This window comes from Aeromicrobium sp., assembly GCF_025965075.1.
Classification (GTDB): domain Bacteria; phylum Actinomycetota; class Actinomycetes; order Propionibacteriales; family Nocardioidaceae; genus Aeromicrobium.
This window is the reverse complement of sequence record NZ_JAOPXQ010000029.1, coordinates 1-9,727: the sequence shown is the minus strand read 5'-3', so window position 1 is coordinate 9,727 and position 9,727 is coordinate 1. Positions and strand designations below refer to the sequence as shown.

9 protein-coding genes are annotated in these 9,727 nt (G+C 69.7%); 3 read left to right on the top strand and 6 right to left on the bottom strand.

Annotated features, from left to right (window positions below):
• From JWQ91_RS01650 to JWQ91_RS01625, 6 genes are all read right to left on the bottom strand, one after another.
• Positions 1–1,036 (bottom strand): MFS transporter (locus JWQ91_RS01650; protein ID WP_297779924.1); only part of this gene is annotated, 1,036 nt, incomplete at its 3' end.
• Positions 1,033–1,803, bottom strand: coding sequence for a glycerophosphodiester phosphodiesterase (locus JWQ91_RS01645; RefSeq protein ID WP_297779921.1), 771 nt, complete (start codon positions 1,801–1,803; stop codon positions 1,033–1,035). The genes JWQ91_RS01650 and JWQ91_RS01645, both read right to left, overlap by 4 nt.
• A 45-nt stretch (positions 1,804–1,848) precedes the next feature.
• The gene (locus JWQ91_RS01640; RefSeq protein WP_297779918.1) at positions 1,849–3,384 is read right to left on the bottom strand and encodes a UDP-N-acetylglucosamine 1-carboxyvinyltransferase; all 1,536 of its coding nucleotides are present in this window, start codon (positions 3,382–3,384) and stop codon (positions 1,849–1,851) included.
• A gap of 76 nt (positions 3,385–3,460) precedes the next feature.
• On the bottom strand, positions 3,461–4,105 hold the full coding sequence (locus JWQ91_RS01635; protein WP_297779915.1) for an MBL fold metallo-hydrolase: 645 nt from the start codon (positions 4,103–4,105) through the stop codon (positions 3,461–3,463).
• Between the two features lie 225 nt (positions 4,106–4,330).
• Positions 4,331–4,726 (bottom strand): low affinity iron permease family protein, encoded by a 396-nt coding sequence (locus JWQ91_RS01630; protein WP_297779912.1) that lies wholly within the window; start codon positions 4,724–4,726, stop codon positions 4,331–4,333.
• Positions 4,727–4,755: 29 nt separating this feature from the next.
• Entirely contained in the window at positions 4,756–5,976 is a 1,221-nt protein-coding gene (locus JWQ91_RS01625; RefSeq protein ID WP_297779910.1) for an oxygenase MpaB family protein, read from the bottom strand.
• A 45-nt stretch (positions 5,977–6,021) separates the two neighbouring features.
• Here JWQ91_RS01625 and JWQ91_RS01620 point away from each other — a divergent pair, with 45 nt between their 5' ends.
• From JWQ91_RS01620 to JWQ91_RS01610, 3 genes are all read left to right on the top strand, one after another.
• Positions 6,022–6,669, top strand: a complete 648-nt coding sequence (locus JWQ91_RS01620) for a TetR/AcrR family transcriptional regulator (protein WP_297779906.1) — start codon at positions 6,022–6,024, stop codon at positions 6,667–6,669.
• A gap of 97 nt (positions 6,670–6,766) precedes the next feature.
• Positions 6,767–7,054 carry a Fe-S cluster assembly protein HesB gene (locus JWQ91_RS01615; protein ID WP_297779903.1) on the top strand — a complete coding sequence of 96 codons (288 nt, stop codon included), beginning with the start codon at positions 6,767–6,769 and terminating at the stop codon, positions 7,052–7,054.
• Positions 7,055–7,149: 95 nt separating this feature from the next.
• On the top strand, positions 7,150–9,516 hold the full coding sequence (locus tag JWQ91_RS01610; RefSeq protein WP_297779901.1) for an excinuclease ABC subunit UvrA: 2,367 nt from the start codon (positions 7,150–7,152) through the stop codon (positions 9,514–9,516).
• Positions 9,517–9,727: the final 211 nt, after the last annotated feature.

Sequence of the window (9,727 nt, the reverse complement as noted above, 5' to 3'; positions counted from 1 at the left end):
GGAAGAATCCGATGCAGACCACGACGATCCACACGCCGAGCCCGTAGAGGATCGTTCGGTGGCTGCCGATCCGTGCGGCGACCCGGCCGAAGACCAACGCACCGCCGAACGCCACGAACTGCACGATCAGGATCGTCGCGATGAGGACGCTGGTGCCGAAGCCCAGCTCCTTCTCGCCGTAGACCGAGGCGGAGTAGATGACGGTCTGGATGCCGTCGTTGTAGAGCAGGTAGGCCACGAGGAACAGCAGCGTCTGCGGGTAGTTGCGCAGCTCCTTGAGCGTCCGGAAGAGCTGGCCGAAGCTGCGCTGCAGGAGTGACGCGTCCTCGACCGGCACGACGCCCCGGGGTGGGCGGTCCTTGATGCCGCGGTAGGGGATCAGGGTGAAGTACGCCCACCAGGCGGCCGCGGACAGCAGGCTGATCCGCACCGCCATCTCGGTCGAGAGCCCGAACGGCAGGATCGTCACGAGCGCCAGGTTGAGGGCCAGGAGCGTCCCGCCTCCGAGGTAGCCGAACGCCCATCCGCGGGACGAGATCCGGTCGCGCTCGTCGGGCTCGGCCACCTCCACGAGGATCGCGTCGTAGACCACGATCGAGGACCCGTAGAACAGGTTGGCCACCAGCAGGAGCACCGCGCCGAGCTGCCAGTTGGTCCCCGTGACGAAGAACATCAGCGCCGCGGCCGCGGCACCCGACCAGGCGAGCCGTGCCATCAGTGTCTTCTTGGACTCGACCCGGTCGGCGATCGCGCCGACGATCGGCAGGACGAACGCCGACAGCACCGTCGCGATCGTGACGACGTAGAACACCAGCGAGCCGGCCGACACCGACAGCCCGAGGACGTGCAGGTTCTCGGTGCACTTGCGGTCGTCGTCGCCGGCGAAGCCGCAGGCGGCCCGCTCGGCGATGCTCGTCAGATAGGGCGCGAACAGCACCGTCCCGATCGTCGTGATGTAGGCCGAGTTGGCCCAGTCGTAGAAGAACCACGCCTTCTGCTCGGCATTGGCCCGGACCGTGACCTGTCCCTTCGTCATGCGGGATCCCTCCATGTGCCGCGGGCGACCAGCACGTCCTTGAGGACGTCGATCCGGTCGGTGATGATGCCGTCGACACCGAGGTCGAGCAGATGACGCATCTCCTCGGCGGTGTCGATCGTCCAGACGTGGACCTGCAGCCCCAGGCGGTGCGCGCGGCGGACGAAGCGCGGCGTGACGACGGTGATCGGCCCGCGGCGGGTCGGCACCTGCACGCAGCTGCCCCGGGGCCTTCCGACGAGCCGCAGCAGGGGAGGGGGCAGGAACTTCAGGCCGGCGACCTCCCGGCTCGACGCCGACGTCGCGACCTCCGGCAGCAGGGCGCGGATCCGGGACAACCGGTGGTGCGAGAACGAGCTGAGGCACGTCCGGTCGGCCACCCCGAGCGTGCGGACGAGCTCGCAGGTCGCCTCGACCGCATCGTCGGACTTCACGTCGATGTTGAGACGTGCGTCGGGGAACGCCGCGTAGATCGCCTCCAGGCGGGCGAACGCCTCACGCTGGTCGAGCCGCTGCAGGTCGAGGCTCTCCGACGTCAGCGCCGCGACCGCGTCGGCGCGGCCCGTCAGCCGGTCGAGCCGGTCGTCGTGCACGGCGTAGACCACGCCGTCGGACGTCGTGCGGACGTCGGTCTCGAGGTAGCGGTAGCCCAGGGCGTACGCGTGGCTGAACGCCGCGAGGGAGTTCTCGATGCCGACGTTGCCGGCGGTCTTGGCGCCACCCCGGTGGGCGAAGGCCAGCGGGGGAGGATCGAGGTATCCGGGCACGTCGCCCACGGTAGGCCCTCGAGGGGCTCACCGGGGCGACGCTTCCTATATGTCGCGGAAGGTCTCGATCTGGGCGCCGAGAGCGTTGAGCCGCTCGGCGAGGTCCTCGTAGCCGCGGTTGATGACGTAGACGCTGCGCAGCACCGAGGTGCCCTTGGCCGCGAGCATCGCCAGCAGGATCACGACGGCGGGGCGCAGCGCGGGCGGGCAGATCAGCTCGGCGCCGCTCCAGTGCGTCGGACCCTCGATCAGGACGCGGTGCGGGTCGAGCAGCTTGACCTGCGCGCCGAGCTTGTTGAGCTCGGTCAGGTAGATCGCCCGGTTCTCGTAGACCCAGTCGTGCAGCATCGTCTGGCCCTCCGCGGTCGCCGCGATGACCGCGAAGAACGGCAGGTTGTCGATGTTGAGGCCCGGGAACGGCATGGGGTGGATCTTGTCGATCGGCGCGTGGAGCTGCGACTCGTACGTCGTGATGTCGACGAGGCGGGTCTCGCCGTTCTCGGCCCTGTACTCGGCCGTGCGGTCGTACTGGAAGCCCATCTCCTCGAGCAGCGCCAGCTCGATCTCCATGAACTCGATCGGCACACGACGGACCGTGATGCTCGACTTGGTGACGATCGCCGCGGCGATCAGGCTCATGGCCTCGATCGGGTCCTCGCTGGGGGCGTAGTCGACATCGCAGTTGATGTCGGTCGCGCCGGTGATCCGCAGCGTCGTGGTGCCGATGCCCTCGATGCCGACGCCGAGCTTGACCAGGAAGAAGCACAGGTCCTGGACCATGTAGTTGGGGCTCGCGTTGCGGATCACGGTCACGCCGTCGTAGCGGGCGGCGGCCAGCAGCGCGTTCTCGGTCACGGTGTCGCCACGCTCGGTCAGGACGATCGGCCGCTCCGGGCCGACCCCCTCGGCCGCGGTCGCGTGATAGCTGCCCTCGGTCGCGACGACCTTGAGCCCGAACGGCCGCAGGGCCGTCATGTGCGGCTCGACGGTGCGGGTGCCGAGATCGCAGCCGCCGGCATAGGGCAATTCGAAGTCGTCGTAGCGGTGCATCAGCGGGCCGAGGAACATGATGATGCTGCGGGTGCGGCGGGCCGCGTCGGCGTCCATCGCGGCGAGGTCGAGCTCGGCCGGGACGACGAGCTCGAGATCGTTCTCCTCGTTGAGCCACGTCGCCTTGACGCCGATCGAGGTCAGCACCTCGAGGAGGCGGTTGACCTCCTCGATCCGGGCGACCTTGCGCAGGATCGTGGTGCCGGCGTTGAGCAGCGACGCGCACAGCAACGCGACGCCGGCGTTCTTGCTGGACTTGACGTCGATCGCGCCGGAGAGCTTCGTCCCGCCGGCCACACGCAGGTGGCTGGGGCCCGACGTGCCGACCCGGACGAGCTCGGAGTCCAGGGCGCTGCCGATGCGGGCGAGCATGTCGAGAGTCAGGTTCTGCTGCCCCTGCTCGATCCGGTTGACGGCACTCTGGCTGGTCTTGAGCTCGGTCGCGAGCTCGGCCTGCGTGAGACCACTGTGGTGTCGTGCGTCCCTGATGAGTGCTCCGATACGGCCCAGATAGTCTTCGCGCACAGTCATGTCGTCCACCTTATCTCAGATATGAGATATCTCAATTCGCCGCACGGGAGCCCCTGCGGGTATGGATGTTCGGTCGTCAGACCCTCGTGGAGTCGGTCTGACCCAGCAGGCGCGCGTCCTCGACGCCGCCGTGTCCCGAGACCTGGCTCCAGTAGATGCCGTAGCCGATGTCGGAGATCGTCCGATCGTGGATCGGGAACATCATCGAGGGTGCCACACGACGCACGAAGTCGACAGTCTCGCTGGACTTCGCCCACGGAGCGGACAGGGGGAGGGCCAGCACGTCGACGCCCTCCGGCGCGTGCTGGTAGGTGTCGCCGGGGTGGAACAGCACCGGCTCGTCGGCCGCCGTGACCAGCACGCCGACATTGGCGATGCGGGGGATCGTCGGCAGGATCTCGGCGTGGACCTGCCCGACGCCCCGGATCGACACGCCCTTGACGACGGTCTCCAGCCCCTCGGCGTTGACGACCCACTCGCCGACCTCGACCAGGGACGCCGTCTCGGGGTCGCAGACCAGGACCGCGCCCGGGTTGCGCTCGACGAGGCCCGGGACCCGGGCCTGGTCGAGGTGATCGGCATGCTGGTGGGTCACGACGATCGCGTCGAGCCCCTCCAGCGCAAATGTCTCGTCGGCGCTGAAGCTGCCGGGATCGACCAGGACACGGGTGCCGGCGGCCTCCACGAGGATGGCGGCGTGGCCGAAGCGGGTGATCTGCATGCCCCCCATCTTGCACCGGCACCCTGACGCCCGGCCCGAAGGTGGCACGATGGCGCCATGCCTGAGCGCGAGAATCTTGACCTGGGAGCTGTTCGGGAGCGCGGGCCGCGATCGATCATCACGGCGGACTACGCCTGGCGCCGCACCGACCGGTGGATCAACTTCCCATGATCGACCGAGCCCCCGGTCGTGTCCCGCGGCGGCGCGACCGACAGCTGAGCGGGCTCAGTGACGCTCCTCGAGGCCGACCGCCTCGCGGAGCCGCTCGACCGACGCCGTCAGCCCCGGATCGTCCAGCGCCCGTGACTCCATCAGGTCGGCGAGCGCCTCGGCGATGACGTTGAGCTTCTCCTGCGCGGCCTCCTCGGTGCGCCGACCGGCGTTCTCCAGCAGCACCAGGAGCAACAGGGAGACGATCGTCCCGGCGGTGTGCAGCGCGACCTGCCACGCCTTGAGGTCCGACCAGAGCGGGACACTGGCGAACCACACCAGGACCAGCACGACGACCAGCGCGAAGAACGGCGCCCGGCTGACGTGCTGGTAGGCCGCCTCCACGAATCGGTCGAAGGGTGACCGATGGTCACCGGAGGGGCGGGACGACTCTGCGGCTCGGTCCGTCATGCGCCAGACCCTAGACCCCGGCCAACCGGCTATCCCGTCGGGAGCCGGCCGATCTCCGCCTCGTCCGGACCGAAGTAGCGGAACGTCAGGGTCTCGCGGGCCCGTGCGGCCCGGCGGTGGAGTCGCGCCTCGCCCCACGACGTACGTCCGAGGACGTGGTAGCGCACGACGTTGAGCGGCACGAGGGCCGCGGTGGCCCAGGGGAGTCGGACCGGGAGGCCGAGGTCGCGAAGTCCCTGCCGCCCGAGGAACACCCGCAGCATGCTGAGCAGGCGGGCCCGCTCGTACGCCCGAGCGATCCGTGGGAAGCGCCGGTGGTGGAGCTGCAGCTGGGCGTCGAGGATCGCGTTGGACAGCTGCGGACCCGCCTCGGTGACACCGTCCTGGGCGAGCAGCACGTGATAGCTGAACCGGTGCTGCTCGCGCTCCTCGTCGAACAGCCAGTCCTCGTTGACCCCCATCAGCCAGCCGACGTACTTCCACAGGTGCATCACGGCACGGGAGTCGGCCCGGGTGACGCGCACGCCGAGGGCCCTGACCCCGAGCAGGAGGGTGCCGTTGAACAGGCCCAGCGTCGCGGCCTGGTCGGTCTGGTTGATCGGCAGCCCCCACCGCCCGACGTCCCAGCGGTCGCCGGTCTCGAAGCGACGGTTGACCAGCGCGTGCATCAGCCGGACGTGCACCGTCACGCGGAACCCCTCGTGGCCCGGCCGCATTGCGTCGTGCTCGGAGATCGCCATGCCCCACTTCTGGGTCTCGCCCAGGCGGCGCATCGTCATGTCGCCGCTCAGCCCCCCGGTCGCGACGAGGAGGTCGGTGGGCCCGCCGAAGCGGTAGCCGCCGATGAGCGAGAGCTGCAGCAGGACGTCCGCGGCATTGCGGCCGTAGCGACGATAGATGCGGGCCCCCTCGTTGACCAGGTCCATGTCGACCCACGCGGGCACCGTCTCGACGTGCTCGAAGAACGCACGAAGGGCCGGGGGAGTGTCGGGCACGGCGTCGATCCCCTCGGCGACGGCCCGGTGGATCTGCGCCATCGTCACGCGCTGGTCCCCGGGTGCGCCCATCGCCCGCGCGACGTCGGCGCCCAGCTCGTCCCGCTCCATGAGTCGCCGGCCGATGAGGCCCATCAGGTCCTCGTCGACCTCCTTGACCCGGGCGACGGCCTTGAGCACCCGGCCGATGCTCGCGCCGCGGGCCTCCTGGGCGCGGAAGCGGGTCGGCAGCACCTGTCCTGTGTCGATCGTCATGTGCCGGAGCATGACACGAGCAATTGCTCGCATACAATTCGCGTCATGGCCCGTTCCCGCATCCCCACCGACCTGCGCCGCACGCCGCAGCAGGAACGCTCCCGCGCGATGGTCGAGCGCATCATCGCCGCGGGTCAGCGGGTCCTCCTGCGCGACGGCTACGAGAAGACGTCGACCAACCGGGTTGCCGAGGAGGCCGGGATCAGCCCCGGCTCGCTGTACCAGTACTTCCCGGGCAAGGAGGCGATCCTCGCGGCGGTCGTCGACCGCTACTCCGCGGAGCTCTCGACGCGGCTCACCGCGGTGCTGGCCGATCGGCTCGACGAGCGCGGGCCCGCCCTGGTCCGGTCGACGCTCGACGGGCTGCTGGACGCGCTGGAGGAGAGTGTCGAGTTCCTCCGACTCGTCGTCGAGGAGCTCCCGCGGTCGCGGCAGGGGAGTCGCACCGCCGACCTCGAGCAACGCATCGGTGACCTCGTCGCGGCCTACCTCGCGATCAACAAGTCACAGACCCGCGTGGCGGAGCCCGCCACGTCGGCGTGGATCGTCGTCCGGCTGGTCGAGCACCTCACGGTGCAATACGTCCTCGAGCGCCCGTCGATCCCGCGGGCGACGTTCGTCGACGAGATGACCGCGCTGATCATGGCGTACGTGGGGCCACCGGGCGCGACCCGAACGCGAGCACCTCGCTGATCGTTGCGGCGAGGACGCTCGCCACACAGACTTGCTTCTGGCAGCACGTCTGGCAGTGTGGAGGTTTGGCCACGCCACTGACGAACAGGAGAACGACATGCTGACCCTGACCGACAACGCAGCCGACATCGTGAAGAAGATCGCCGAGGCGGTGCCCGACTCGGGCCGCTCCGGACTGCGCATCAGCGAGGCGGAACAGGGGGACGGGGGCAGCCTCACGCTGACGCCCGTGCCGGCCCCGCAGCCCGGCGACGAGGTCGTGGACACCGACGGCGCCCGGGTGTTCCTCGACGGTGCAGCCTCCGACCTGCTCAGGGACAAGGTCCTCGACGCCCAGGTGGACGAGGACGGCTCGGTGCAGTTCGGGCTCGGCCAGCAGGCCTGACCCGACGCCCCGACGACGGGCACCGATCCTGACGGGTCGGTGCCGTCGTCGCGTCCGCTGGAGGTCGGCGCTCACCCCGTGGCACGATCACGTAGGTGAGCAGCCCCCACCAGCACGCCGCCGACCAGCACGACCTGATCCGGGTGCACGGGGCGCGGGTCAACAACCTCAAGGACGTCAGCGTCGAGATCCCGAAGCGCCGCCTGACGGTCTTCACGGGCGTGTCCGGCTCGGGCAAGAGCTCGCTGGTGTTCGGCACCATCGCGGCGGAGTCGCAGCGGCTGATCAACGAGACCTACAGCGCGTTCGTGCAGGGCTTCATGCCGACTCTCGGCCGTCCCGACGTCGATGTGCTCGACGGCATCACGACCGCGATCATCGTCGGGCAGGAGCGCATGGGCGGGGACCCCCGGTCCACCGTCGGCACCGCCACCGACGCCAACGCGATGCTGCGGATCCTGTTCAGCCGGCTCGGAACGCCGCACATCGGCCCGCCCCAGGCCTTCAGCTTCAACGTCGCCTCGATCTCCGGCGCCGGTGCGGTGACCCTCGAGAAGGGCGGCCGCACGACCAAGGAGCGGCGGAGCTTCAGCATCCTCGGCGGCATGTGCCCGCGCTGCGAGGGCAGGGGAGCGGTCAACGACATCGACCTGACCGCGCTCTATGACGACTCCAAGTCGCTCAACGAGGGCGCCATCACGATCCCCGGTTACAGCATGGACGGCTGGTACGGCCGCATCTACCGCGGCTGCGGCTACTTCGACCCTGACAAGCCGATCGCACAGTTCAGCGCCAAGGAGCTCGACGACCTGCTGCACCGCGAGCCGACCAAGATCAAGGTCGAGGGCATCAACCTGACGTATGCGGGCCTCATCCCGCAGATCAAGAAGTCGTTCCTGGCCAAGGACGTCGACGCGATGCAGCCGCACATCCGGGCGTTCGTGGAGCGGGCGGTCACGTTCACGACGTGCCCCGAGTGCGAGGGGACGCGGCTCAGCGCCGAGGCCCGGTCGTCCACGATCCGTGGCACCAGCATCGCCGACGTCTGCGCAATGCAGATCAGTGATCTCGCCGGCTGGGTCCGGGGGATCGAGGAGCCGTCGGTCGCGCCGTTGCTCGAGGCGCTGGGGGCGACCCTCGACTCGTTCGTCGAGATCGGGCTGGGCTACCTGAGCCTCGACCGCCCCGCCGGCACCCTGTCGGGCGGTGAAGCGCAGCGGACCAAGATGGTCCGCCACCTCGGCTCGGCGCTGACCGACGTGACGTACGTCTTCGACGAGCCGACGATCGGGCTGCACCCGCACGACATCGCACGCATGAACCGGTTGCTGGTGCAGCTGCGCGACAAGGGCAACACGGTCCTCGTCGTCGAGCACAAGCCCGAGGCGATCGCGATCGCCGACCACGTCGTCGACCTCGGCCCGGGCGCCGGCACCGGCGGTGGGGACGTGGTCTACCAGGGGAGCCTGGCGGGGCTGCGGGCCAGCGACACGGTGACCGGCCGCCACCTCGACGACCGTGCGACGCTCAAGGGCACCGTCCGGACACCGACCGGGGTGCTCGAGGTCCGGGGCGCCGACACCCACAACCTGCAGGACGTCGACGTCGACATCCCGCTCGGCGTGCTGGTCGTCGTGACCGGAGTCGCCGGCTCCGGCAAGAGCTCGCTGGTCCAGGGCTCGGTCGCCGGCCGTGACGGCGTCGTGACGGTCGACCAGGGCGCGATCCGCGGCTCGCGGCGCAGCAACCCCGCGACGTACACCGGGCTGCTCGACCCGATCCGCAAGGCGTTCGCGAAGGAGAACGGCGTCAAGCCCGCGCTGTTCAGCGCCAACTCCGAGGGCGCGTGCCCCGGCTGCAACGGTGCCGGCGTCATCTACAGCGATCTCGCGATCATGGCCGGCGTCGCAACGACGTGCGAGGTCTGTGAGGGCCGCCGGTTCGACGCGTCCGTGCTGGACTACCGGCTCGGCGGCAAGGACATCAGCGAGGTGCTCGCCATGACGGTCGCCGAGGCCGAGGAGTTCTTCGCAGACGGCCCGGCCAGGATCCCCGCCGCCCACAAGATCCTCGTGCGCCTCGCCGACGTGGGACTTGGTTATGTCACCCTGGGCCAGCCCCTGACGACCCTGTCCGGTGGCGAGCGTCAGCGGCTCAAGCTCGCCACCCGGATGGCCGACGACGGCGGCGTCTACGTCCTGGACGAGCCGACGACAGGCCTGCACCTGGCCGACGTCGACAACCTGCTGGGCCTGCTGGACCGCCTGGTGGACTCTGGAACGTCGGTCGTCGTCATCGAGCATCACCAAGCCGTCATGGCGCATGCCGACTGGATCATCGACCTGGGCCCGGGCGCCGGACACGACGGCGGCCGGATCGTCTTCGAGGGCACGCCGGCCGATCTGGTCGCGCAGCGGTCGACCATCACGGGCGAGCACCTGGCGGCGTACGTCTCGGGGTGACCCCTCTCGGCCTCTGCTCGCTGCATCATCGAATGTCCGATAATGCACATTATGTCAACTACGATAGAGGGTGAGGCGCCGGAGCCTCCCCCGGACCACCCCGACCGCGATCAAGCCGGTACGGCCAGCAGGCGCGCCTCGGAGCGTCGTTCGAGCATTCCGGACAGGACGGCTGTCCCGAGGGCTGCCGCCACGAGCGCCGCGCCGACCC

What these genes read in the sequence shown, in the direction of transcription:
- JWQ91_RS01640 (WP_297779918.1), bottom strand. Translation starts at nt 3,384, where the DNA reads ATGACTGTGCGCGAAGACTATCTGGGCCGTATCGGAGCACTCATCAGG.
- JWQ91_RS01635 (WP_297779915.1), bottom strand. Translation starts at nt 4,105, where the DNA reads ATGCAGATCACCCGCTTCGGCCACGCCGCCATCCTCGTGGAGGCCGCC.
- JWQ91_RS01630 (WP_297779912.1), bottom strand. Translation starts at nt 4,726, where the DNA reads ATGACGGACCGAGCCGCAGAGTCGTCCCGCCCCTCCGGTGACCATCGG.
- JWQ91_RS01625 (WP_297779910.1), bottom strand. Translation starts at nt 5,976, where the DNA reads ATGACGATCGACACAGGACAGGTGCTGCCGACCCGCTTCCGCGCCCAG.
- JWQ91_RS01620 (WP_297779906.1), top strand. Translation starts at nt 6,022, where the DNA reads ATGGCCCGTTCCCGCATCCCCACCGACCTGCGCCGCACGCCGCAGCAG.
- JWQ91_RS01615 (WP_297779903.1), top strand. Translation starts at nt 6,767, where the DNA reads ATGCTGACCCTGACCGACAACGCAGCCGACATCGTGAAGAAGATCGCC.